This window comes from Streptomyces sp. GbtcB6, from assembly GCF_019091475.1.
Taxonomy (GTDB): Bacteria; Actinomycetota; Actinomycetes; order Streptomycetales; family Streptomycetaceae; genus Streptomyces; species Streptomyces hyaluromycini.
The window spans coordinates 34,317-59,687 of record NZ_JAGXJL010000032.1 but is presented as its reverse complement, the minus strand read 5'-3'; the positions used below and the strand labels follow the sequence as shown (position 1 = coordinate 59,687).

15 protein-coding genes are annotated in these 25,371 nt (G+C 73.4%); 12 read left to right on the top strand and 3 right to left on the bottom strand.

From position 1 onward, the window contains the following. Nucleotides 1–3 precede the first annotated feature (3 nt). From KVT45_RS38380 to moeZ, 8 genes are all read left to right on the top strand, one after another. Entirely contained in the window at nt 4–1,011 is a 1,008-nt protein-coding gene (locus KVT45_RS38380; protein ID WP_217553814.1) for an ABC transporter permease, read from the top strand. After that, a complete protein-coding gene (locus KVT45_RS38375) occupies nt 1,008–2,006 on the top strand; it encodes an ABC transporter permease (RefSeq protein ID WP_217553813.1) in 999 nt (332 codons plus the stop codon). The genes KVT45_RS38380 and KVT45_RS38375 overlap by 4 nt, the downstream gene beginning before the upstream one ends. Beyond that, nucleotides 2,003–3,595: an ABC transporter ATP-binding protein gene (locus KVT45_RS38370; protein WP_217553812.1), complete on the top strand. Its 1,593-nt coding sequence runs from the start codon at nt 2,003–2,005 to the stop codon at nt 3,593–3,595. Before KVT45_RS38375 ends, KVT45_RS38370 begins: the two co-directional genes overlap by 4 nt. Nucleotides 3,596–3,823: 228 nt before the next feature. Further along, complete coding sequence (locus KVT45_RS38365; protein WP_308310995.1) at nt 3,824–5,599, top strand: DUF3492 domain-containing protein; 1,776 nt, start codon at nt 3,824–3,826, stop codon at nt 5,597–5,599. Then, nucleotides 5,596–6,927: a hypothetical protein gene (locus tag KVT45_RS38360; RefSeq protein WP_308310994.1), complete on the top strand. Its 1,332-nt coding sequence runs from the start codon at nt 5,596–5,598 to the stop codon at nt 6,925–6,927. The genes KVT45_RS38365 and KVT45_RS38360 overlap by 4 nt, the downstream gene beginning before the upstream one ends. Nucleotides 6,928–7,126: 199 nt before the next feature. Next, entirely contained in the window at nt 7,127–8,089 is a 963-nt protein-coding gene (locus KVT45_RS38355) for an NAD(P)-dependent oxidoreductase (protein ID WP_089098906.1), read from the top strand. Continuing rightward, the gene (locus tag KVT45_RS38350; protein ID WP_217553810.1) at nt 8,077–8,826 is read left to right on the top strand and encodes a spherulation-specific family 4 protein; all 750 of its coding nucleotides are present in this window, start codon (nt 8,077–8,079) and stop codon (nt 8,824–8,826) included. Before KVT45_RS38355 ends, KVT45_RS38350 begins: the two co-directional genes overlap by 13 nt. Nucleotides 8,827–8,889: 63 nt before the next feature. Next, a complete protein-coding gene (gene moeZ / locus KVT45_RS38345) occupies nt 8,890–10,068 on the top strand; it encodes an adenylyltransferase/sulfurtransferase MoeZ (RefSeq protein WP_217553809.1) in 1,179 nt (392 codons plus the stop codon). Nucleotides 10,069–10,133: 65 nt separating this feature from the next. On the opposite strand, the gene KVT45_RS38340 is transcribed toward moeZ, so the two are convergent. From KVT45_RS38340 to KVT45_RS38330, 3 genes are all read right to left on the bottom strand, one after another. Continuing rightward, nucleotides 10,134–11,690, bottom strand: a complete 1,557-nt coding sequence (locus tag KVT45_RS38340) for an alpha/beta hydrolase (protein WP_217553808.1) — start codon at nt 11,688–11,690, stop codon at nt 10,134–10,136. A gap of 158 nt (nt 11,691–11,848) precedes the next feature. Further along, complete coding sequence (locus KVT45_RS38335; RefSeq protein WP_217553807.1) at nt 11,849–13,390, bottom strand: alpha/beta hydrolase; 1,542 nt, start codon at nt 13,388–13,390, stop codon at nt 11,849–11,851. Nucleotides 13,391–13,452: 62 nt separating this feature from the next. Next, nucleotides 13,453–16,269 (bottom strand): lysylphosphatidylglycerol synthase domain-containing protein, encoded by a 2,817-nt coding sequence (locus KVT45_RS38330; protein ID WP_217553806.1) that lies wholly within the window; start codon nt 16,267–16,269, stop codon nt 13,453–13,455. 161 nt (nt 16,270–16,430) lie between these two features. On the opposite strand from KVT45_RS38330, the gene KVT45_RS38325 reads away from it, so the two are divergent. The 4 genes from KVT45_RS38325 to KVT45_RS38310 all read left to right on the top strand — a co-directional run bounded on the left by KVT45_RS38325 (nt 16,431) and on the right by KVT45_RS38310 (nt 25,352). Continuing rightward, entirely contained in the window at nt 16,431–16,817 is a 387-nt protein-coding gene (locus KVT45_RS38325) for an MGMT family protein (protein ID WP_217553805.1), read from the top strand. A 266-nt stretch (nt 16,818–17,083) separates the two neighbouring features. Continuing rightward, the gene (locus KVT45_RS38320; protein WP_217553804.1) at nt 17,084–20,377 is read left to right on the top strand and encodes an ATP-dependent DNA helicase; all 3,294 of its coding nucleotides are present in this window, start codon (nt 17,084–17,086) and stop codon (nt 20,375–20,377) included. Between the two features lie 63 nt (nt 20,378–20,440). Further along, a complete protein-coding gene (locus tag KVT45_RS38315) occupies nt 20,441–23,938 on the top strand; it encodes an ATP-dependent DNA helicase (RefSeq protein WP_217553803.1) in 3,498 nt (1,165 codons plus the stop codon). 10 nt (nt 23,939–23,948) lie between these two features. Next, nucleotides 23,949–25,352, top strand: coding sequence for a dipeptidase (locus tag KVT45_RS38310; RefSeq protein ID WP_217553802.1), 1,404 nt, complete (start codon nt 23,949–23,951; stop codon nt 25,350–25,352). The last annotated feature ends 19 nt before the right edge of the window (nt 25,353–25,371 follow it).

The following is a 25,371-nucleotide window of genomic DNA, read 5'->3' as shown; positions in this document are numbered from 1 at the left end:
GCCGTGAGCGAGGCACTTGTCGCCACCCAGGCCCCCGAGGCGTCCGCCTCGGGGGCTTCGGGGGCTCGTCGGTTCTGGCGGCGGCTGCGGACGCAGCGGGCCGCCACGGTCGCGGCGGGGATCGTCGCGCTGCTCGTCCTGGTCGCGCTCGCCGCGCCACTGCTCACCGCACTGGAGGGCCAGGATCCGACCACCTACCACCCGTCGCTCATCGACTCCGCGCGCGGCGGCGTGCCGACCGGCTCCCTCGGCGGCATCTCCGGCCACCACTGGCTGGGCGTGGAGCCGCAGACAGGGCGTGACCTGTTCGCGCGGCTGGTGTACGGGGCCCGGGTCTCCCTGGGCGTCGCGTTCTCGGCGACCGTGATCCAGGTCTTCCTCGGACTGCTCGTCGGGGTGGCGGCCGCGCTCGGCGGTGGATGGATTGATCAACTGTTGAGCCGGATCACGGACATCTTCGTCGCGCTGCCCCTGATGGTCATGTCGCTGGCGCTGCTCGCGATCGTGCCGCAGAGCTTCCCCCGGCCCGTCCTGGTCACCCTCGTCATCGGGCTCATCTCCTGGGGCAACATCGCGAAGATCGTGCGCGCCCAGACGCTCACCCTGAAGGGGCTCGACTACGTCGCCGCCGCGCGGCTCAGCGGCTGGGGTGCCTGGCGCATCGCCCGCCGCGAACTGCTGCCCGGCCTCGCCGCGCCGGTCATCACGTACGCCTCGATCCTCATCCCGGTCAACATCAGCGCCGAGGCGGCCCTGTCCTTCCTCGGCATCGGGGTGAAGCCGCCGACGCCCTCCTGGGGCCAGATGCTCACCGCCGCCGACGTCTGGTACCAGGCGGCCCCGCAGTACCTGCTCCTGCCGGCCGGCGCGCTGTTCGTGACCGTCCTCGCGATGACCGTCCTCGGCGACGGCGTCCGCACCGCCCTGGACCCGCGCGCCGCCTCCCGGCTCGGCGTCGGCACCGGCCGCAGGCGCGAGGCCGTGACGACGGCGAAGGAGGAATCCGCGTGAACGGCTTCGGCGGCTTCCTGCTCCGCCGCACCATCGGCACCCTGGCGACCCTGCTCGCCATCTCGGTGATCGTCTACGTCGTCTTCTACGTCACCCCGGGCAACGTCGCCCAGATCACCTGCGGCCCGCGCTGCTCCCCGGAGCAGGTGCACCAGGTCGCCCAGCAACTGCATCTCGACGACCCCCTGTACGTGCGCTACTGGCACTTCCTCCAGGGCCTGGTCGTCGGCCAGGACTACTCCACCGGCACCTCCGTGGAGCACTGCTCCGCGCCCTGCCTCGGCCTGTCCTACCAGACCGACCAGCAGGTCCTGAGCATCATCCTGACCAGGCTTCCGGTCAGCCTCTCGCTGGTGTTCGGCGCGATGGTGCTGTGGCTGGTCCTGGGCGTCGGCACGGGCGTGCTCTCCGTGTGGCGGCGCGGCCGGCTCACCGAGCGGGTGCTGACCGGCCTCACGCTGGCGGGCTGGGCCACGCCGGTCTTCGTCATCGGCCTGGTCCTGATGATCGTCGTCTGCGGCGAACTGCAACTGCTGCCCTTCCCGCAGTACGTGAAGTTCACCGACGATCCCGAACAGTGGGCGTGGAACCTGCTGCTGCCCTGGCTCTCCCTCGCCCTCATCGAGTCCGCCGCGTTCGCCCGGATGACCCGCGCGTCGATGCTGGAGACCCTGGCCGAGGACCACATCCGCACCTTCCGCGCGTACGGCGTGAGCGAGCGGTCGATCGTCGGGCGGCACGCCCTGCGCGGGGCGCTGGCGCCGGTCATCGCGCTGAACGCCAACAACTTCGGCTCGGCCGTCGGCGGCGCCGTGCTCACCGAGACGCTGTTCGGACTGCCCGGCCTCGGCCAGGAACTCGTGCACGCCGTCAGCGTGGTCGACCTGCCCGTCGTCGTCGGCGTGGTCCTCGTCGTCGGCTTCTTCGTGGTCCTCGCCAACGCCGTCGCGGACGTGCTGTACGCGGTGGCCGACCGACGGGTGGTACTGACGTGAGTCTCGTCCAAGTCACTGATCTGACCGTCGAGTTCGGCGACCTACGGGCCGTGGACGGGCTGTCGTTCGCCCTGGAGCGCGGCGCCGCCCTCGCCCTGGTCGGCGAGTCCGGCTCCGGCAAGTCCACGGTCGCCTCGGCGCTGCTGGGCCTGCACCACGGCACCGGGGCGCGGCTCGGCGGGGCGATCGAGGTCGCCGGTACCGACGTACAGACCGCCTCCGACGGCGAACTGCGGCGGCTGCGCGGTGCGAAGGCGGCGATGGTCTTCCAGGACCCGCTGTCGTCCCTCGACCCGTACTACGCGATCGGCGACCAGATCGCCGAGGTGTACCGCGTGCACACGCGCGGGTCACGGCGAGCCGCACGCGCGCGTGCCGTGGAGGTGCTCGACCGGGTCGGCATCCCGGACGCGCGGCGCCGGTCCCGGTCCCGCCCGCACGAGTTCAGCGGCGGCATGCGCCAGCGCGCGCTGATCGCCATGGCGCTCGCCTGCGAGCCCGAGCTGCTCATCGCCGACGAGCCCACCACCGCCCTCGACGTGACCGTCCAGGCCCAGATCCTCGACCTGCTGCACACCCTGCGCGAGGAGACCGGCATGGGCCTGCTGCTCGTCACCCACGACGTGGGCGTCGCCGCCGAGAGCGTCGACCAGGTGCTCGTCATGCGGCACGGGCGCCTGGTCGAACAGGGTCCGGTCGCCGGCGTGCTCGGCGCGCCCGCGCAGCCGTACACCCGGGAACTGCTCTCCGCCGTCCCGCGCGTGGACGCGGTGCGCGCACCCTCGCAGGCGTCCGAGGAGGTCGTCCTGGAGGCGTCCGGCCTGCGGCGCGAGTTCGGGCGCGGCAAGCGGGCGTTCGCGGCCGTGGACGACGTGTCGCTGACCGTGCACCGGGGCGAGACCCTCGGCGTCGTCGGCGAGAGCGGCAGTGGCAAGACCACCCTCGGCCGGATGCTGGTCGGACTGCTGGAGCCGACGGCGGGGGAGGTCCGTTACGACGGGCACGCGCGCGTGGGCGTGCACCCGGCCGTCCAGATGGTCTTCCAGGACCCGGTGTCATCCCTCAACCCGCGGCGCAGCGTCGGCGAGTCGATCGCCGACCCGCTGCGTGCGCGGGGGGAACGCGACGAGGGGCGCATCCGGGAGCGCGTCACAGAACTGCTGGAGCGCGTGGGGCTCGAAGAGGCGCACTACCAGCGCTATCCGCACGAGTTCAGTGGCGGCCAGCGCCAGCGCGTGGGCATCGCGCGGGCGCTCGCGGCCGACCCGCGTGTCATCGTCTGCGACGAGCCGGTCTCCGCGCTGGACGTCACCACCCAGGCCCAGGTCGTCGCCCTGCTCGGCGAACTCCAGCGCGAACTCGGGCTCGCGCTCGTCTTCGTCGCCCACGACCTCGCCGTCGTGCGCCAGGTCAGCGACCGGGTCGCGGTCATGCGCCGCGGCCGGATCGTCGAGACCGGGCCCGCCGACGCGGTCTACGACAACCCGCAGGACCCGTACACCAGGCAGCTCCTGGCCGCCGTGCCCGCCCTCGACCCGGAGGCCGCGGCCCGGCGGCGGGCGGCGCGCCGGGAACTGGCGTCGGCGTGACGTTTCCGCAGATCTGGACGCGGATCCGGGCGTGACGTTCCGGCTCCGGGCGACTGCTTAGCGCGACCGAACGCGACCTGCACGGGAAAGTTACGACCGTTCACCCCTTTTGGTGGCGCGATGGACAACCGTCCATCGCGCCACCGCCTTGTCCGCATACGTTCGTCCCGCTGCGAGCCACCGAGCGACGGTGGCTCCCCATACGGGAGATCGATCGGGGGTGCACGCGTGCGCATCGGACTGGTTACGGAGGGTGGCTATCCGTATGTGAGCGGTGACGCCAGGCTCTGGTGCGACCGGCTCGTGCGCGGGCTCGGGCGGCACGAGTTCGACCTCTACGCGCTCAGCCGCACCCGGCGTCAGGAGGACGAGGGCTGGCTGCCGCTGCCGCCGCACGTCAGCCGGGCACGGACGGCTCCCCTGTGGACCGCCGAGGAGGACGGGGTCACGTACGGACGGCGCGCGCGCCGGCGCTTCGCCGACATCTACGGCGAGCTCGCGGCGGTGCTGTGTGCCGGCCCGGGACCGAACGGCACGGCGGACTCGCACGGCTCGACCGGCGCGGAGGGCCCAGGTGCTGCGGACGGCTCCGGTGCCGGGCCCGGTTCTCTGGCGGACCGTTTCGGCAGCGCGCTCCACGGACTCGCCGAACTCGCCCGTGACGAGGGCGGACTGGTCGGTGCGCTCCGCTCCGACACCGCCGTGCGCGCACTGGAGCGCGCCTGCCGCGCGCCCGGCGCACTCGGTACGGCACGCGAGGCACGCGTGCCCGATCTGCTCGCCGTCGCCGCCCACCTCGAACGCGCCCTGCGCCCCCTCTCCCTGGACTGGTACGGCGACGACGGCCTCGGCGCGGCGGACCTCTGCCATGCCACCGCCGGCGGCCCCGCCGCTCTGGCCGGCCTGCTCGCCGGGCACTTCTCCGGCGTGCCGCTGCTGGTCACCGAGTACGGCATGCGGCTGCGCTCGCACTACCTCGCCTCAGGCCCCGACGTGGCCACCCCCGCCGTACGCGCGCTGCTCGCGGCCTTCCACGGCCGGCTCGCCGCCGAGGTCTACCGCCGCGCCGCGATCATCACCCCGGGCAACGCGCACACCCGCCGCTGGCAGGAGCGCTGCGGCGCCGACCGCGCCCGCATCCGGACCGTGCACCCCGGCATGGAGGCCGCCCGCTTCACCGAGGTGGGCGAGGCCCCGGACCGCGCCGACCCGGACACCCTCGTGTGGGTCGGCCGTATCGAACCGGCCAAGGACCTGGTGTCGTTGCTGCACGCCTTCGCCGAGGTCCGCAAGGAGGAGCCCAAGACGCGACTGCGGGTCGTGGGCGTCCCGGCGGGGCCGGAGGGCGAGGCCTATCTGGGGCACTGCAGGGCCCTCGCCGCACACCTCTTCCCCGACGAGGCCGAGGGCGTGCACGCCGTCGGCGACAACCCGGTCTCCTTCGAGGAGATAGGCGGCCCGGAGGCACCGACCCTCGCCGACGCCTACGCGTCCGGCGCGGTCGTCGTTCTCTCCAGCGTCGTCGAGGGCTTCCCGGTGGGACTCGTCGAGGCGATGTTCTGCGGCCGGGCGACCGTCTCCACGGACGTCGGCGCCGTGGTGGAGGTCATCGGCGGCACCGGGCTCGTCGTACCCCCGCGCAATCCGCGGGCGCTCGCGGAGGCGTGCGTGGCGCTGCTGCGCGACTCCGAGCGCCGTGAGCGCCTTGGGGCCGCCGCGCGCGCCCGGGCGCTCGAACTGTTCACCGTCGAGCAGAACATCGCGGCATTTCACGGCATTTACCTGGAGATCGTCTCGCACTGCCCGGTGCGCCGGGTCGTCCTCGACCAGGCGGGCGCGCCCCTGCCGTTCGCCGTCCCGGCCGAGGCCCATGTGCCCGGCCGCTGGACCGGGCCCACGGCCCGCGTCGCGCATCGCGCCGGGCCCGGCTGGGCCCTGAGCGCCGCGATGCGGCCCACCCCGGTACGGGCCACCCCGCTCGCGGCCACCGAGGGGGCGCTGTGAACGGCGACGAAGGCGGCGCGGTGAACGGCGGTCCGGGAGAGCTGGACCGGCCCGGGCGGCCCGGCGCGGCCGACGCCTGGGACACGCGGTCGGAGGAATGGCTGCTGGGGGCGGACGAGCCCGGCTCGGGAGACGCCTTCCCCGGGGGCGGGTCGCCGGCGCCCGGCGGGGACTCCCCGGGCAGCCGGGCCGCGGCCAAGGACACCGCCGGCAGCCGCGGATCCACCCCCCGCCAGGGAGCCGCCGCCGACCCGGTGAAGGCGCTGATGCACCGTCACCGCGCGCTCTGCGAGCGGGCCGTGGACCCCCTGGAGATCGCGGCCGGCCTCGAAGTGCACGGTGTCACCGACCGCACCGCCGCCCGCTTCCGGCACCGTGACGTCTTCTCGCTCGCCGAAGAGCTCTACGCGCGCGTGCCCCGCGACGGCGACAGGCGCCCGTCCTCCGAACCGGTGCCCGCGCCCCGCGTGCGCGCCGACTGGGCGCTGCTCACGCTCCTCCCGGGCACCGTGTGCGCGGCGGCCGTGACCGGCGTACGGCTCACCGAGGACCGTCCACGCCTCGTGGCGGCAGCCGTCGGCGTGCTCGCCGTCGCCCTTGCCGTACGCCCGGCCCTGCGCCGCGGCCCGCTGGCCCTGCCCGCCCGTACCCCCGCCTGGCACATCGCCACCGGCACGCGCGCGTGGACCTGTTGGCTCCTCGCCTACGCCCTCCTCGGCGACGGCCTGCTGCGGGCCGTCGTGGACGGCGGCCCCGACGGACTCCCGACCGGCGCCGCCCACGGCCCCTGGCCGGTGACCACGACCCCCGTCCTCGCCCTCACCCTGGCCTGCGCCCCGGCCGCCTGGAGCGCCCACCTCCTCACGGCGGGCGCCCGCCGCAGGCTCGCGGGCAGCCGGGGCCTGGAGGAGTTCACCGGCGCCGTCCAGCCGTTGCTGCTCGGCACGTTCGCCCTCTTCCTCGGCGCCCTCACCGCCCTGCTCGCCCTGTGCGGCGCCGCCCTCGGCGAACCCGTCGGCTACCCGGCGGCCCTCACCCTCGGGGCCCTCCTCCTGCTCGCCCGCCTCCTCGCCGTCCACAACGTCCCGCAGGGACCCACCCTCGCCGCCGCGGCCGCCACCGAAGCGGCGGCCGTGGCCCTCGTCCTGGCCGGCCGGCTGCCCGGCTGCGCCTTCCTGGCCGCCCCCGTCGACGCCCTGGTCGACGACTGGGGCGCGGGCAGCGTCCCGGCCCTCGCCTGCGGCGCCGCCGCCCTGGCGCTGCTGTTGCGGGCCACCCGCACCCTCACCCGGGCCTCGGCCCACGCGCCGACGGGAGACCCACAGTGAGCAGAGCCGCCGATGTCCTCGCACGCCTCGCCGAGCCGTCCCGGCGGCAGGCGCCCGGCACTCCGCCGGAGGCAACCGCACCACCCCTTGAAGGAGACCACCAGATGACCACCTCCCGACCCGGACCCGGAGCGTCCGGAACCACCGGAAACGCCGGAGCCACCGGAGTCGCCGGAGCGCACAGCCCGGGAGCCGCACGATGAGGGTTCTGCTGATCGGAGCCAACGGATACCTCGGCCGCTTCGTCGCCGACCGGCTGCTCGCCGACCCGGCCGTCCAGCTCACCGCGCTCGGCCGTGGCGACGACGCCGACGTCCGCTTCGACCTCGCCACCGGCAGCCCCGGCGCGCTCACCCGGTTCCTCGACGCGGTCCACCCTGGCGTCATCGTGAACTGCGCAGGTGCCACCCGCGGCGGCGCCCGGGAACTCACCCGGCACAACACCGTCGCCGTCGCCACCGTCTGCGAGGCCCTGCGGCGCAGCGGCTGCGGCGCGCGTCTGGTGCAGGTCGGGTGCAGCTCCGAGTACGGCCCGAGCCAGCCCGGCTCCTCCACCGCCGAGGACGCCGTGCCGCGCCCCGGCGGCCCGTACGGCGTCAGCAAGCTCGCCGCCACCGAACTCGTCCTCGGCTCCGGCCTGGACGCCGTCGTCCTGCGCGTCTTCTCGCCCGCGGGGCCGGGCACCCCGGCCGGCTCACCGCTCGGCCGCCTGGCCGAGGCCATGCGCCGCGCCATGCAGTCCGGCGACGGCGAACTCAAACTCGGCGGCCTCGGCGCCCAGCGCGACTTCGTCGACGTACGCGACGTCGCCCGCGCCGTCCACGCGGCCTCGCTCTCCGCCGCCCAGGGCGTCATCAACATCGGCTCCGGCCGCGCCGTCCGGCTCCGCGACGCCGCCGCCGTCCTCGCCCGGGTCGCCGGATACGGCGGCGCCCTGCACGAACTCGACGGCCCGCCCGGCCCCCCGCTGCGCAGCCCCATCGGCCATCCCCGCCTGGACCCCGACCACGCGGCCCCGGTCGCGTACCCGTACCCGGACGGCTGCGGCAGCTGGCAGCAGGCCGACGTGCGCTGCGCCCGCGACCGGCTCGGCTGGCGGCCCCGCATCAACCTCGAAGAGTCCCTCGCGGACATCTGGATGGAGGCGGCGTGCCGCATCTGACCAGCACCCGGGCGGGCGCCGCGACCACCGGCGTCCGCACCGCCGTCGGCATCCCCGGCTACGCCCACCCGCTCCTCGCCCCCGCCCAGTGGGCCGAACTCACCCGTCCCGGAACCCCTTTGCACTGGGTCGTCCTCGACGTGGCGAACGGCCCCGGCAGCCGCCCCGACCCGCACTGCCTGGAGGCGGCCGGCCGGCTCCGCAACGCGGGCGTCCGCGTCCTCGGTCACCTGGACACCACCTACGGCGCCCGCTCCCATGGCGACCTGCTCACCGACGCCCGGCAATTCCACGACTGGTACCGCATCGACGGCTTCCTGCTGGACCGCTGTCCCACCGAACGCACCGCGCTGCCCGAGATCCGCCGCGCGGTCGCCGCGCTCCGCTCCATAGGTGACGACCCCCACATCGTCCTCGGCCATGGCACCCACCCCCACCCGGGCTACGCCGAGAACGCCGACCAGCTGGTGACCTTCGCCGGGCCCTGGAGCGACTACCGCTGGTCCCAGGTCGCCGAGTGGACCGCCGACTACCCGCCCGACCGCTTCTGCCACTTCGTGCACGGCGTGCCCCTCGGCCACCTCGACGAGGCACTGCGCATCGCCCGCTGGCAGGGCGCCGCCACGATCTACTTCACCGACCGGACCGATCGCTGGGGCCGGGCGGACCCCTGGGAGACGATGCCCGGCTACTGGGACGAAATCGTCTCGCGGATCGGAACAGGTGTCTCGGAATGAAGAAGCCCGTGGCAGTGTTACAGGGAGAACAATTGTAGTGATTGACCGATCAACGGAGTCCCCGTGTCGCTGCCACCCCTGGTCGAGCCAGCTGCTGAGCTCACCGTAGACGAGGTCCGCAGGTACTCCCGCCACCTGATCATCCCCGACGTCGGGATGGACGGGCAGAAGCGGCTGAAGAACGCCAAGGTGCTGTGTGTGGGCGCCGGCGGCCTGGGCTCGCCGGCGCTGATGTACCTGGCCGCCGCGGGCGTCGGCACCCTTGGCATCGTGGAGTTCGACGAGGTCGACGAGTCGAACCTGCAGCGCCAGATCATCCACAGCCAGGCCGACATCGGTCGCTCCAAGGCCGCGTCCGCCCGTGACTCCGTCCTCGGCATCAACCCGTACGTGAACGTGGTCCTTCACGAAGAGCGGCTCGAGGCCGAGAACGTGATGGACATCTTCAGCCAGTACGACCTGATCGTCGACGGCACGGACAACTTCGCCACCCGCTACCTGGTGAACGACGCCTGCGTGCTGCTGAACAAGCCGTACGTCTGGGGCTCCATCTACCGCTTCGACGGCCAGGCCTCGGTCTTCTGGTCCGAGTACGGCCCCTGCTACCGCTGCCTCTACCCGGAGCCCCCGCCGCCGGGCATGGTCCCCTCCTGCGCCGAGGGCGGCGTCCTGGGCGTGCTGTGCGCGTCCATCGGCTCCATCCAGGTCACCGAGGCCATCAAGGTACTCACCGGCACCGGCGAGCCCCTCGTCGGCCGCCTGATGATCTACGACGCCCTGGAGATGCAGTACCGCCAGGTCAAGGTCCGCAAGGACCCGAACTGCGCGGTCTGCGGCGAGAACCCGACCGTCACCGAGCTCATCGACTACGAGGCCTTCTGCGGCGTCGTCTCCGAGGAGGCCCAGCAGGCGGCCGCCGGCTCGACGATCACTCCCAAGCAGCTCAAGGAGTGGATCGACGACGGCGAGAACATCGAGATCATCGACGTCCGCGAGCCGAACGAGTACGAGATCGTCTCCATCCCGGGCGCCAAGCTGATCCCGAAGAACGAGTTCCTGCTCGGCACCGCCCTGGAGGGCCTGCCCCAGGACAAGAGGATCGTCCTGCACTGCAAGACGGGTGTCCGCAGCGCGGAGGTCCTCGCGGTCCTGAAGTCCGCGGGCTTCGCGGACGCGGTCCACGTCGGCGGCGGTGTGATCGGCTGGGTCAACCAGATCGAGCCCCAGAAGCCGGTCTACTGAGCACAGGCTCCGCGAAGGGCGGGGGCTCCGGGCGGCACGGCAGGTGCCCGGGGCCCCCGCCTTCGTCATGAGCAGACCTTGCCGTCCTTCGGGACCGTGCCGTCCAGCAGGTAGGCGTTCACGGTCGAGTCCACGCAGTCGCTGCCGCTGCCGTACGCACCGTGGCCCTCGCCCTTCCAGGTCAGCTCGACGCCGACACCCTTGCCCAGCTCGTCGGCCATCCTGCGGGCGCCCTCGTACGGGGTCGCCGGGTCGCCGGTGTTGCCGACCAGCAGGACCGGTGCCGCGCCCGGTGCGCTCGCCTCCGGGGTGTCCCACTGCCCCGCCACGGGCCAGTCGTGGCACCAGCCGGCCGAGTCCCAGCCCAGGAAGTCCCCGAAGACAGGCGAGATCTTCTCGAACTCCGGCAGCAGCTTCTTCGTCTCGGCGAGCGTCGGCCGCTCCTTGTCGTCCAGGCACGATATGACCCGCTGGGAGTGGGTGGTCGTGCCGTAGTGCCCCGAGGAGTCCCGCTCGTTGTACTGGTCCGCGAGCGACAGCAGCTCCGAGCCGTCGCCCTCCTCGGCCGCCTTCAGCGCGCTGGTCAGCGTCGGCCAGCTGTCCTGGCTGTACAGCGGCAGCACGATGCCGGTGACCGCGAGGGTCTGGGTCAGCTTCCGCCCGGACGACGTGGGCAGCGGTGTGGCGTCGAGCCTCTTCAGCAGATCGCCGATCTTCTGCGAGCCCTGCTTCGGGTCCTGGCCGGTGGACTTCAGGTAGTCGTCCAGGGCCCGCTGGAACCCGGCGGCCTGGTTCTTCTCCTGGCCGACCGAGTCGGCCGTCGGGTCCACCACCGCGTCCAGGATCAGCCGCCCCACGTTCTTCGGGAACAAGTGGGCGTACACACCGCCCAGTTCGGTGCCGTACGAGATGCCGAAGTAGTGCATCTTCGCGTCACCGAGAACCTGGCGCATCAGGTCCATGTCGCGGGCCGTGTCCGTCGTCGAGACATGCGCGATCAGCGTGCCGGCGGCCTTCTCACAGCCCTTGCCGAAGGCGGCGGCGTCCTGGAAGTACGCCGTCTCCTCCGCCGCGGTGTCCGGTGTCGCGTCGATCGACTCGGCGCTCTGGATGTCCTTGTCGCTGCGGCACCGGATCCCCTCACTGGCTCCCACCCCGCGCGGGTCCCAGCTCACCAGGTCGTACCGCTCGCGCAGCGCGGAGACGGTGGACGCGTAGTACGGCATCGTCGAGACACCGGAGCCGCCCGGCCCGCCGAAGTTGAACAGCAGCGAGCCGATCCGCTTCCCCGAACCCCCGCTCGCCTGCGCCCGGATCAGCGCCAGCCCGATCGTCTCCCCGTCCGGCTTCGACCAGTCCAGCGGCACCTTGAGCGTCGCACACCGCCACTCGTCCCCGGGCGCGGCGGAGTCCGAAGTGGCCTTGCAGCGTTCCCAGTCGAGCTTCTGGGAGGTGAGGGAAGCAGGCAGGGACGTCGAGCCCGTCGCGGTGGACGTGGCGGCCGACGGCTGCCCGGACGAGGCCTTCCCTTCGTCCCCGCCCCCACCTGACGAGCCGCTACTGCATCCGGCTACGAGCAGCCCAGCGGCTACGGCAGCCGCCCACCGTACGAAACGCAACATGCGTGCACACCCCCCACACGGGCTCTCCGCAGGTTCGTCGCGGAAAGCGGTCAGGCCATAGTAGGCGGATCGACCGAAGGCCGTCGCAGCCTGTGGATAACCCTTTGACCTGCGTGTTTACAGTGTCCCGAGACGGGCGCGGCACTCTCGGCGCGTCCTCACGTACAGACCGTTCCGGCCTTCGGCACCGTCCCCCGCAGCAAATAGCCGTTCACGGCAGCCTGCACGCACTTGTTCTTGCTGTCGTACGCCCCATGTCCCTGCCCCTGGTACGTCAGCTCGACCCCGACGCCCTTTCCGAGCGCGTCCACCATCTTCTTCGCGCCCTCGTACGGCGTCGCCGGATCCCCCGTGTTGCCCACGACCAGGATCGGCGCCGACCCGGGCGCGCTGACGTCGGGGTGGTCGGCGGCGCCCGGCACCGCCCAGTTCGTACAGCTGACCATGCCCCAGGCGAGGTAGTCGCCGAACAGCGGGGAGGCGGCGCGGAACTCGGGCAGTTTCTGCTGGACGTAGTCGGAGGTGTACCGCGGCTTCTCGTCGGCGCAGTTGATGGCGATGTTCGCCGCCGTGATGTTGCTGTACTCGCCGTTCTCGCTGCGGCCGTTCATAGAGTCGGACAGCAGCATCAGGATCCTCCCGTCGCCGTCGTACGCCTCTTCGAGCCCCTCGGTGAGGTACTCCCAGAAGTCCTTGGAGTACAGGGACTGGGCGATGCCGTTGGTCGCGACGGTCTGGGTGAGCTGGCGGGGGAGGACGCCCGGGATCGGCTTCTTGTCGAGGTCCGCGAGGAGCTTGGCGATACGGTCCTTCACGTCCTGCGGGGTGTCTCCGATCGGGCACTCCGTCTTCTTCGACGTGCAGTCCTCGGCGAAGTTGTCGAGCGCGAGCTGGAAGCCCTTGGCCTGCCCGAGCGAGCTCTGCTCCGGGTCCTGGGTGGGGTCGACGACTGCGTCGAAGACGGCCCGGCCCACGTTCTTCGGGAACAGGTGGGCGTAGACGCCGCCGAGTTCGGTGCCGTAGGAGATGCCGAAGTAGTGCAGCTGCCGGTCGCCGAGGACCTGGCGCATCAGGTCCATGTCGCGGGCGGCGTCGGTGGTGCGGACCTGCGGCAGGATCGTCCTGGAGTTCTTCTCGCAGGCGGCGTTGAACTGCTTGGTGCGGTTGATCAGCTGGGTGCGTTCGGCGCTGGTGTCGGGCGCAGCGTCCTGCTGGAAGTAGTCGTCGAGCTGGGCGTCGCTCTCGCACTCGACGGGGTCGCTGCGGCCGACTCCGCGCGGGTCGAAGCTGACGAGGTCGTAGCGGGTGCGCAGGGCCGCGTAGTCCTCGCCGAACGCGGGGAGGGTGGTGACGCCGCTGCCGCCGGGGCCGCCGAAGTTGAAGACCAGGGAGCCGATCCGCTTGCTCGGGTCGCCGCTGGCCCTGGCCCGGATCAGCGCGAGCCCGATGGTGGCGCCCTTCGGCTTCGACCAGTCCAGGGGCGCCTTCATGGTGGCGCACTGCCAGGTGCCGCCGCCGGGCAGCGGTGACGGCGCGTCGCCGCCGCCCTCGGCCTCGTCGGGTGCCGGGCAGTTCTTCCAGCCCAGCTTCTGCGCCGCCAGATCCCCGTCCTTGGAACCGTCGCTGCACCCGGTCAGCACACAGGACAGCGCCAGGGCGGCGGTCACGGCGGCGACACGGATCCGGAAGGGGTTCGGCATGCTCCCATCCTGGGGTCGCGCACGGCCACGCGCGCGGGGCGCGAGCCGTCCGAGGTACGGCCCTAGAGCGCGCCCTTGCGCGAGAGGTGGTTGAAGGCCAGCCAGCCCGGCAGCACCGGCAGCCACAGGGTCAGCAGCCGGTACAGCAGGACGGCGGGCGCCGCGACCTCCTTCGGGAGGCCGATGGCGATCAGACCGACGGTCAGGGTCGCCTCGACCGCACCGACACCGCCCGGGGTCGGCGCCGCGGAGCCGAGCGCGTTGCCGGCGAGGAACACGACGGCGACGCTGGCGATGCTGAGCGAGGTCGACTGGTCGCCGAACGCGCGGATGGAGGCGTCCAGGCACATCACGAAGCAGGCGGTCAGCAGCAGCATGCCGCCGATGCCGGTGACGAGCTTCTGCGGCCGCTGGAGCACGTCCAGCATGCGCGGCACGACGCCCGCGAAGAGCGACCGCACGCGCGTGACGACGAACTTCCGCAGGAACGGCACCGAGGTCACCACGAGGACCAGCACGGCGACGGTCAGCAGGCCCGCGATGACCGTGCGGGAGGGGGACAGCGACGGGGTCTTCTCGGTGCCCGTCAGATAGCCGAAGGACAGCAGCATCAGGATGTGACAGCCGAGCGAGAACAGCTGGGAGGCGCCGACGCTCGCCACCGCGAGCCCGGGGCGCACACCCGCGCGTTGCAGGAAGCGTGTGTTGAGGGCCACACCGCCGACCGCGGCGGGCGCCACGATCTTCACGAACGACCCGGCGAGCTGCGCCGCCACGGTCCGCACGAAGGGCACCCGCTCGGGCACGAACCCGAGCAGCGACATCGCGGCGGCGACATAGCTGAGCGCCGAGAACAGCACCGCGGCGATCACCCAGCCCCACTGGGCGTTCGCGACCAGGGGGCCGAACTCGATGTGGGTGAGCTGGGTCAGCAGGTAGTACCCGCCGATCGCGCCGGCGAAGACGCTGATCAGCGTGCGCGGCCGCACCCGCTCCAGACGGGCCGGCTCGACGGGCGCCTGCGGCCTGATCCTCAGCACCTGGTGCCGGATCTGGGTGAGCAGGTCCTCCTCGCGGGCCTCTTCCAGCGCGTCGTCCAGGGCGCGCTTCTCGGCCCGCTGCTCGGCGCGCACGGTCTTCTTGTCGGGCTTCTCGGCCTCCTCCACGCGGGCCTGCTTGACCTGCCGGGACGCCTCCAGGACCGCGTCCCGCTCGCGTTGGGCGCGCTCCCTGGCCAGTCTGCGCAGCGTCGCGCGCGTGGAGCGGGTCAGCGCGATCGGCTGGAGCATCGGCAGACAGTCGGCGACGGCGTCGGGTCCGAGGACGCCGACCGCCGAGGCCACCGCCCGCTCGGCGCCCACCCGCAGACCGAGCGTGGTGACCAGCTGGGCGACGTCCATGCGCAGCAGCAGTTCACCGGCCGCGATCTCGCCGCCGCGCAGGTCGGTGAGGATCACCGTGCCGGAACGATCCACCAGGATGGCGTCACCCGCGAGCCTGCGGTGCGCGATCCGGCGCGACTGCAACGCCTGCACCTGGTGCCAGGTGTGGCGCAGCAGTTCGTCGGTGATCTCCTCGTCGGCCAGCGAGTCGAGGGTACGGCCGCCGGTGTGCTCGTAGACGAGCATCACGGCGTCGGGGCCCAGCTCGGAGGTGGCGATCAGCTTGGGCGCGTTGGCGCCGGCCGCGATCGCCGCGTACGCCAGCAGTGCCTCCTGCTCCAGGGCCTGGCGCAGGGACTGGAGGCTGGAGCGGGTGGCGAAGCCGCGCAGGGTCAGGTTGCGCCACGCGCGGTAGAAGAAGCCCTGGGCCTGCTGTTCCCGGTCGACGACCGTGACGTCCAGCGGCGGGCCGTCCTCCAGGGTGACGAAGTAGCGTCGGCCCCGGTCGCCGTTCTCGGTGTCCAGGGCCTCCTCGCGGGCCGCGCCGACCGGGTGGAAGCCGACGTGCCTGAGGCCCGCCAGCAGGGTCCGGCCGGTGGGGCGGACGTTGGGGGAGCCGACGGCGTACAGCGTGCCGTAGGCGACGGTCCAGCCGATCAGCACCGTGAGGATGATCGAGAACGGTGTCGTGTAGCCGGTGACGAGCATGGAGAACGCGTCGAGCAGCAGCACGATCCACAGCACCGAGCGCCATCTCGGACGCCGGGACATGCCGACGGCCGTCATGTAGGCGATGACGGGCGCGAGATAGCCGTGCACCGGGTCGGTGAGGGCGTGGATGTCGCCGGGGGAGGGCTGGGTCAGCGCCTCCTGGATGGAGCCCGGGGCGGCCCTGGCCACCCACAGGTCGGTGGCGAGGGTCACGCCGTGCGCGAGGACGGCCGCGAGCACGCCGTCGGCGATGCGCAGCCCGTCCCGCTTGATCAGCCGCTCGATCGCGAACGCGACCGGCACCAGCAGGATCGCGATGCTGGAGGCCAGTCCCGCGAACCTGATCAGCAGGTCGGGGGCCTGTCCGGTGCCCTTGTTGATGTCCTGTTCGAGCCCGGAGGTGGTGCCGTGCGCGAACGCGGCGATGCCGAGCAGTACGGCGATGGCGAGCACCCCGACCAGGAGCCGCATGAGGTCGGAGGGGCGGTGCACGCGCGCGGGGAGCAGCGGTTCGTCGCCCTCCACCTCGTCGGTGTGCGTTTCGTCGCACTGTGCGGGGTCCGGTTCGACGGCGCCCGACTGCACGGTGGCCGGCTGTGTGGCGTCGGGGTCTGCGGCGGCCGGCTGTGTGGTGTCCGGGCGCACGGTGTCGGATTCGGGCGTTTCCGGGTGTGGTGGCGTGCCGGATTCCGCCGTGTCCGGGCGTGCGGCGGCGTCAGGGGTGCCGGCCCCGCCCTCGGAGCGCACGCCCTGCTGTTCGGTCGTCTCTTCTTGATCTCGTATCACCAGTCACCGCCCGCACGATGGTGGCATGCTCCACCGACACCCGGGGGCATCAGGGTGCAGATGCGGGGGCGCACAGTCTGCCCCAAGCGCCGCGAGAGGGCGAGGCGCAGGCCTGCCGCGGACCGCGCGGGTTGTCGGTGGGGTGCGGCAGGATGGGGCGAATGAGCGAGCAGAGCCTTCCCGAAGACACCCGGGAGGGGTACGCGGACGAGTTGCCCGAGTACGCCGAGCGGGTCCTGGAGGTCGCCGAGCGGATCCCGTCCGGGCGCGTGATGACGTACGGCGACGTCGCGGAGTGGCTGGAGGAGGGAGGTCCGCGCCAGGTGGGGCGGGTGATGTCTCTCTATGGCGGTGCCGTCCCGTGGTGGCGGGTGGTGCGCGCCGACGGGGTGCTGCTCCCGGGGCACGAGCTGGGCGCGCTGGACCACTACCGCGCCGAGGGCACCCCGCTGAAGGAGGCGAGCAGGGCCGCGGAGGGCCATCTGCCGCGGCTCGACATGAGGCGGGCGCGGTGGGACGGCGGCGCGGACGCGGGGGCTCACACCTGACAGCTTCCGCCATCGGAGGCCCTCGGGGGGAACCGGTGGCCCGTACGAGGGACACCGGGGACGTCCGTGGCATGACGTACGTTCGTGAGATGTGCGGCGCGCGTGCCGCGAGTGCCGTCCGGGGCGGACGGGAAGAAGCGGAAGCTCTGCTTCCGTCCGGTTCGTCGGCGTAGCGTCGGCTGCGCGTGTCCCGCTCACCCCGCGGCCACCCCTGCGCACGCGCGACCGCGAACCGACCAGCACACCCACCAGGACCGGCGAACCACGTGAGCTCCTCTTCCTCCACCCGGCACCTGCCGCACCTCCCGGTGCGGCAGGGGAACCGTGGCGCTTACCGACTGGTCCGTACCCCGCCGGCCGACGTGGATCCCCCTCGTCTGGACGCCGCACAGCGCGCCGTGGTTGACCACGGGTCCGGCCCGCTGCTCGTCCTCGCGGGCCCCGGCACCGGCAAGACCACCACCCTGGTGGAGTCGGTGGCCGCGCGGATCGCCCGTGGCGCGGACCCCGAGCGGCTCCTGGTGCTGACGTTCAGCCGCAAGGCCGCCGTCGAACTGCGCGACCGCATGGCCCTGCGGGTGGGCGCGGCCCGCGCGCCGCGGGCGACCACCTTCCACTCGTACTGCTACGCCCTGGTCCGCGCCCACCAGGACAGCGGTCGGTTCGTGGACCCGCTGCGGCTGCTGTCCGGCCCCGAGCAGGACGTCGCCGTCCGCGACCTGCTGGCCGGTCAGCCCGACCTGGAGCGGCTCGGGCTGAACCATGTGCGCTGGCCCGACGACCTGCGCGCCTGTCTGACCACCCGGGGCTTCGCCGACGAGGTCCGCGCGGTCCTTGCCCGCAGCCGAGAGCTGGGCCTGGACCCGGCCGCCCTGGACGCCTTCGCCCGCCGTATCGGCCGCCCCGACTGGCGGGCCGCGGCCGCCTTCCTCGCCGAGTACCTCGACGTCCTCGACCTCCAGGGTGTCCTCGACTACGCCGAACTCGTCCACCGCGCGGTGCTGCTCGCCCACCGTCCCGAGGTCGCCCTGGACCTCGCCGGCCGCTACGACGCCGTGTACGTCGACGAGTACCAGGACACCGACCCGGCCCAGGTGCGCCTGCTGCACGCCCTGGCCGGCGGTGGTCGCACCCTGGTCGCGTTCGGCGACCCGGACCAGTCGATCTACACGTTCCGGGGTGCCGACGTGAACGGCATCCTGGACTTCCCGTCGGCCTTCGCGCGCGTGGACGGCCGTCCCGCCCCCGTGGAAGTGCTGCGCACGTCCCGCCGCTCCGGCGCCGGCCTGCTGGCCGCGACCCGTCTGCTGACCCAGCGGATGCCGCTGACCCGGGTGCCCGCCGCCAAGGTGCGCGCGCACCGCGAACTGACAGCCGCGCGGGACGACGGCCGCGTCGAGGTCTACACGTACCCGACGCCCGGCACCGAGCTGGACAACATCGCCGACATCCTGCGCCGCGCGCACCTGGAGGACGGCGTCCGCTGGAGCGACATGGCCGTCCTGGTGCGCGCCGGCTCCCACACCATCCCGACGGTCCGTCGGGCCCTCACCGCGGCCGGCGTGCCCCTGGACATCGACGGCGACGACATGCCGCTGCGCCACGAACCGGCGGTGGCGCCCCTGCTGACGGCGCTGCGGGCGGTGGCGGCGGCGGAAGCGGCGCCCCATGCAGGAGAGGGTGCCTGCTGGCTCGACACCGAGACCGCGCTCACCCTGCTCGGCTCCCCCCTCGCCGGCATGGACGCGGCCGACCTGCGCCGCCTCGGCCGCGCCCTGCGCGACGAGGAGCGGGCGGCCGGCAACGCGCTCCCGCCCCCGTCCGACGAACTGCTCGCGCGGGCGCTCGCCGAGCCCGAGCGCCTGGCCGTCCACGACCCCGGGTACGCGCGCGGGGCGCAGCGGCTCGGCGCGCTGCTCGGCCGGGCCAGGGAGCGCCTCACGGACGGCGGTACGGCCGAGGAGGCGCTGTGGGTCCTGTGGAACGGCACACCCTGGCCCTCGCGCCTGGAGCGTGCCGCCCGCCGCGGCGGCGCGGCCGGCCGCAACGCCGACCGGGACCTGGACGCCGTGTGCGCCCTGTTCGCCACCGCCGCCCGCGCGGAGGAGCGCAGCGGCGGCCGGGGCGCGCTGAACTTCCTGGCGGAGATCGAAGCCGAGGACATCGCCGCCGACACCCTCGCCGGCCGCGCGGTACGCCCTGACGCCGTCCGCCTGATGACCGCGCACCGCGCCAAGGGCCTGGAGTGGCGCCTGGTCGTCGTGGCCGGCGTCCAGGAGGGCCTGTGGCCGGACCTGCGCCGCCGCGGCTCGCTCCTGGAGGCCGACCGCATCGGCCGTGACGGACTCGCCGAGCCGCTCACCCCGGGCGCGCTGCTCGCCGAGGAACGCCGCCTGTTCTACGTCGCCGCCACGCGCGCGCGTGAACGCCTCGTCGTCACCGCCGTGAAGGCCCCCGCGGACGACGGCGACCAGCCCTCCCGGTTCCTCGCCGAACTGGGCGTCGAACCCCAGGACGTCACCGGACGGCCCCGCCGTCCGCTCGCCGTGGCCGCCCTGGTCGCCGAGCTGCGCGCGACCACCGTCGACCCGCGCGCGTCCGACGCCCTGCGGGAGGCGGCCGCCCGCCGCCTGGCCAGGCTGGCCGCGCTCGCCGACGAGGACGGGCGCCCCCTGGTGCCGTCCGCCCATCCCTACCGCTGGTGGGGCATGTTCGAGCCGACCGAGAGCAAGGTGCCGCTGCGCGACCGCGACCAGCCCGTGGTGCTCTCCGGCAGCGCCCTCGACCAGCTCGCCAACACCTGCAGCCTGCAGTGGTTCCTGGGACGCGAGGTGAAGGCCGACGCGCCCGCCACCACCGCCCAGGGCTTCGGCAACGTCGTGCACGTCCTCGCCGACGAGGTCGCCTCCGGCCGCACCCCCGCCGACCTCGCCGTCCTCATGGAGCGGCTGGAGTCGGTGTGGAACGCGCTCGCCTTCGACGCGCCCTGGAAGTCGGCGCAGGAGAAGGACAACGCGCGCGTGGCCCTCGAGCGCTTCCTGAAGTGGCACGTCCTGGACCGCACCGCACGCACCCCCGTGGTCAGCGAGCAGGACTTCGACGTCACTCTCGAAGCGGGCGAGTACGAGGTGCGCATCCGCGGCCAGATGGACCGGGTGGAGGCGGACGGCGAGGGCCGCGCGTACGTCGTCGACTTCAAGACCGGCAAACAGGCGCCCAGCGCGGCCGAGGTGGCCAGGCATCCGCAGCTCGCCGTCTACCAGCTCGCGGTCCGCGAGGGCGCCGTGGACGAGGCCTTCGACGGCGTACGGCCCGAGCCCGGCGGCGCCGAACTGGTCCACCTCAGACAGGGCGCGGCCCGGCGCGACGGCGGCGAGACCCTGCCCAAGGTGCAGGCGCAGGAGCCGCTGGAGGGGGAGTGGGTCGGAGATCTGCTGGCCACCGCCGCCGGCAAGGTCCTCGACGAGCGGTTCGCGCCGACCACCGGGCAGCACTGCACCCACTGCGCCTTCCGCGCGTCGTGCAGCGCGCGGCCGGAGGGGCGGCACGTGGTGGAGTGAGCGCAGTGTCATCGATTGCGCTGTTTTATCGATTGTCAGTGCTCGCCGCTAGCCTCTTTCCTCATGCCCGCCCGTATCACCGACCCCGAGCAGCTCAAGGAGCTCCTGGGCATCCCGTTCACCCCGGAGCAGACGGCCTGCATCACCGCGCCGCCCGCCCCGCAGGTGATCGTGGCCGGGGCCGGGTCGGGCAAGACGACGGTGATGGCGGCCCGCGTGGTCTGGCTGGTCGGCACCGGACAGGTGGCCCCGGAGCAGGTCCTCGGCCTGACCTTCACCAACAAGGCGGCCGGCGAGCTCGCCGAACGCGTCCGCAAGGCACTCGTCAGGGCCGGCGTCACCGACCCCGATGTCATCGACCCGGACAACCCGCCCGGCGAGCCGGTCATCTCCACGTACCACGCCTTCGCGGGCCGGCTGCTGACCGACCACGGTCTGCGCATCGGCCTGGAGCCGACCTCCCGGCTGCTCGCCGACGCCACCCGCTACCAGCTCGCCGCGCGCGTGCTGCGCGAGGCCCCCGGCCCCTACCCGGCCCTCACCCGCTCCTTCGCCGACCTGGTCAGCGACCTGCTCACCCTCGACTCCGAGCTCGCCGAACACCTGGTACGCCCCGAGGACCTGCGGGCCTGGGACGCCGGTCTGCTGAACACCCTGGCAGGCGTCAAGCTCGGCAACGCCGACCTGCGCAAGGTCCCCGAGACGGCCGCCGCCCGCCGCGAACTGGCCGAGCTGGTCCTGCGCTACCGGGGCGCCAAGCGCGAGCGGGACCTGCTCGACTTCGGCGACCAGATCGCGCTGTCCGCGGCGCTGGCCGGCATCGCCGAGGTGGGCCGGCTGCTGCGCGACGAGTTCCGGGTCGTACTCCTCGACGAGTACCAGGACACCTCGGTCGCCCAACGCGTGCTGCTGGCGGGCCTGTTCGGCGGCGGCACCGGCCACCCCGTGACCGCGGTCGGCGACCCCTGCCAGGCCATCTACGGCTGGCGCGGTGCCTCCGTCGCCAACCTGGACGACTTCCCCGAGCACTTCGCGCACGCCGACGGGCGCCCCGCCACCCGCCAGGCGCTCAGCGAGAACCGCCGCAGCGGCGGCCGCCTCCTCGACCTCGCCAACGGCCTCGCCGAGCCGCTGCGCGCCATGCACGCGGGCGTGGCGGCCCTCCGCCCCGCTCCGGGCGCCGAGCGGGACGGCACGGTCCGCTGCGCCCTGCTGCGCACCCACGCCGAGGAGATGGACTGGATCGCCGACTCGGTCGCCCACCTCGTCCGCACCGGCACCGCCCCCGGTGAGATCGCGGTCCTGTGCCGCACGGCGACCGACTTCGCGGAGATCCAGGGCGCCCTCGTCGCCCGCGACATCCCCGTCGAGGTCGTCGGCCTCTCCGGGCTGCTGCACCTGCCCGAGGTCGCCGACCTAGTCGCCGTCTGCGAGGTGCTCCAGGACCCGGGCGCCAACGCCTCCCTGGTCCGGCTGCTGACCGGCCCGCGCTGGCGCATCGGCCCCCGTGACCTCGCCCTCCTCGGCCGCCGCGCCCGGCTCCTGGTGACGCACGCGCGCGTGGGCGACGCCGACGACCCGGACCGCAGGCTCGCCGAGGCAGTCGAGGGCGTCGACCCCTCCGAGGTGATATCCCTCGCGGACGCCCTGGACACGTTTCTGGAGCTGCCGTTCGACAGCGACCGGCAGGACGACGGGCTGCCGTTCTCGCCGGACGCGCGCGTGCGCTTCGCCCGCCTCGCCACCGAACTGCGCGAGCTGCGCCGCTCCCTGTCCGACCCGCTGATGGACGTCCTGCACCGCGTCCTCGCCGTCACCGGCCTGGAGGTGGAGCTGTCGGCGTCCCCGCACGCGCTGGCCGCCCGCCGCCGCGAGACCCTGTCCAACTTCCTGGACGTCGCCGCCTCCTTCGCGGCCGGCGACCAGGAGGCGACCCTGCTCGCCTTCCTCGGCTTCCTGCGCACCGCCGCCCAGTACGAGAAGGGCCTCGACAACGCCCTGCCCGGCGGCGAGAACACCGTCAAGGTCCTCACCGCGCACAAGGCCAAGGGCCTGGAGTGGGACGTCGTCGCCGTCCCCGGACTGGTCAAGGGCGCCTTCCCGAGCAGCCAGGGCCGCGAGAAGTGGACCGCCCAGGCCAAGGTGCTCCCGCACGCCCTGCGCGGCGACACCGCCACCCTGCCCGACGTCGAGGCCTGGGACTCGCGGGGCATGAAGGCCTTCCACGAGGCCATGAAGGACCACCAGCACACCGAGGAACTCCGCCTCGGCTACGTCACCTTCACCCGCCCCCGCTCCCTGCTCCTCGGCTCCGGCCACTGGTGGGGCCCCAGCCAGAAGAAGCCGCGCGGCCCCTCCGACTTCCTCCAGGCCCTCTACGACCACTGCGCCGGCGGACACGGCGAGATCGAGGCCTGGGCCGACGAACCGGAGGAGGACGAGGAGAACCCGGCCCTGCACACGGCGAGCGCCGACCAGCTGTGGCCGCTGCCCCTGGACGCGGCCGCCCTGGCCCGCCGCCGATCGGCCGCCGAGACCGTCCTCGCCCACCTGGACGCCCTCACCGCCGGGGCCGACGGAGGCGCTGCCGCCGGCCACGACCCGGCCGCCGTCGAGGACCCGGACTGGCCCCCGCCGCCCGAGGACGAGGAACCCGAACCCTACGAGGACGCCCTCCCGGACACGGACTCCGCCGACTGGGACTCCTGGAGCACCGACCGCCCGACGGTCCCGCACCAGGCCACGCCCACCGAGCGCACGCCGTCGCACGAGCACGTCTCGGAACCCGAACCCGGACGCCCGCGTGTGCCGGAAGCCGAGCGCACCCCCCTCACCCCCGAGGAGGCCCGCGCCATCGCCTCCTGGGACCGCGACCTCGACGCGCTCACCGGCGAGCTGCTGCGCGCCCGCCGGAACGTCACCGACGTGCCCCTGCCGGCCACGCTGTCCGCGACCCAGCTGATGCGGCTGGCCGAGGACCCGGACGGGCTCGCGCAGGAACTCGCGCGCCCCATGCCACACCCTCCGCAGCCCGCCGCGCGCCGGGGCACCCGCTTCCACGCCTGGGTCGAGGCACGCTTCGAGGAGCTCATGCTGCCCATGCTGGACCCAGACGAGCTGCCCGGCAGCGATGCCGAGATCGCCGACGAACGCGACCTCGAAGCCCTCAAGGAGGCCTTCGAACGCACCGAGTACGCGCACCGCACGCCCTACCGCGTCGAGGCCCCCTTCCAGCTCTCCCTCGCGGGCCGGGTCGTCAGGGGCCGTATCGACGCCGTCTACCGGACGGACCACGGCGACGGGGCGACGTACGAGATCGTCGACTGGAAGACCAGCCGCACCCGCGCCGCCGACCCGCTCCAGCTGGCGATCTACCGGATCGGCTGGGCCGAGCAGCAGGGCGTGCCGCCCGAGTCGGTCACGGCCGCGTTCGTGCACGTGCGCACCGGCGAGGTCGAACGACCGGACGGCCTGCCGGACCGGGCCGCCCTGGAAAGGCTGATCGTCGGACAAGCCGAGTGTGACGAACCGCCCGCCGAGGATGTCGGTCCGGGCCGATAGGCTCGTGACCATGAGCCAGACCCCGGACAGCGTCGTCCGTACGTACATCGAGCAGCACCGCGCCGCCTTCCTCGACGACCTCGCCGAGTGGCTGCGCATCCCCTCCGTGTCGGCCCAGCCCGACCACGGCCCCGATGTACGCCGCAGCGCCGACTGGCTCGCCGCCAAACTGACGGAGACCGGCTTCCCGACCGCCGAGGTCTGGGAGACACCGGGCGCCCCGGCCGTCTTCGCCCAGTGGCCCGCCGACGACCCCGAGGCGCCCACGGTCCTCGTCTACGGCCACCACGACGTGCAGCCCGCCGCCCGCGAGGACGGCTGGGACAGCGACCCCTTCGAGCCCGTCGTCCGCGAGAACCGCCTCTACGCGCGCGGGGCGGCCGACGACAAGGGCCAGGTGTTCCTCCACACACTCGGCGTCCGCGCCCACCTCGCCGCCACCGGCCGCACCGCCCCCGCGGTCAACCTGAAGCTGCTGATCGAGGGCGAGGAGGAGTCCGGCTCCCCGCACTTCCGTGCTCTCGTCGAGGAGCACGCCGAGCGGCTCGCCGCCGACGCCGTGATCGTCTCCGACACCGGCATGTGGTCCGAGGACACCCCCACGGTGTGCACGGGCATGCGCGGGCTGGCCGAGTGCGAGATCGTCCTGCACGGCCCCGACCAGGACATCCACTCCGGCGCCTTCGGCGGCGCCGTCCCCAACCCGGCCACCGTCGCCGCCCGCCTGGTCGCCGCGCTGCACGACGAGCACGCGCGCGTGGCGATCCCCGGCTTCTACGACGGCATCGTGGAGCTGAGCGACCGCGAGCGGCAGCTCTGGGCCGAGCTGCCGTTCGACGAGCAGAGCTGGCTGCGCGAAGCGCATTCGTACGCCACCGAGGGCGAGGCCGGGCACACCACCCTGGAGCGTGTCTGGGCCCGCCCCACCGCCGAGGTCAACGGCATCGGCGGCGGCTACCAGGGCCCCGGCAGCAAGACGATCATCCCGTCCTCGGCGCTGCTGAAGCTGTCGTTCCGGCTGGTCGCCGGGCAGGACCCCGACCGCATCGAGAAGATCGTCCACGCCTGGGCCGCCGAGCGGATCCCCGCCGGGATCCGGGCCGAGATCACGTTCCTGCCGGCCACGCGCCCGTGCCTGACCCCGCTCGACCACCCCGGTCTCCAGTCGCTGGCCCGCGCCATGGGCCGGGCCTTCGAGGGACCGGTCCGGTTCACCCGTTCGGGTGGCTCCGGGCCCGCCGCGGACCTCCAGGACGTCCTCGGCGCACCCGTCCTCTTCCTGGGCATCTCCGTCCCCTCCGACGGCTGGCACGCCCCGAACGAGAAGGTCGAACTCGACCTCCTCCTCAAAGGCGTCGAGACCAGCGCCTACCTCTGGGGCGACCTCGCCGAGAACTGGCGCCATGCCCCCTGAGCCACCGACGCCGTCCGGA

Bases quoted from the DNA above. Each gene is read 5' to 3' on its own strand.
- KVT45_RS38325 (WP_217553805.1), top strand. From the start codon at position 16,431: ATGAGCGAGCAGAGCCTTCCCGAAGACACCCGGGAGGGGTACGCGGAC.
- KVT45_RS38310 (WP_217553802.1), top strand. From the start codon at position 23,949: ATGAGCCAGACCCCGGACAGCGTCGTCCGTACGTACATCGAGCAGCAC.
- KVT45_RS38340 (WP_217553808.1), bottom strand. From the start codon at position 11,690: ATGTTGCGTTTCGTACGGTGGGCGGCTGCCGTAGCCGCTGGGCTGCTC.
- KVT45_RS38315 (WP_217553803.1), top strand. From the start codon at position 20,441: ATGCCCGCCCGTATCACCGACCCCGAGCAGCTCAAGGAGCTCCTGGGC.
- KVT45_RS38335 (WP_217553807.1), bottom strand. From the start codon at position 13,390: ATGCCGAACCCCTTCCGGATCCGTGTCGCCGCCGTGACCGCCGCCCTG.
- KVT45_RS38355 (WP_089098906.1), top strand. From the start codon at position 7,127: ATGAGGGTTCTGCTGATCGGAGCCAACGGATACCTCGGCCGCTTCGTC.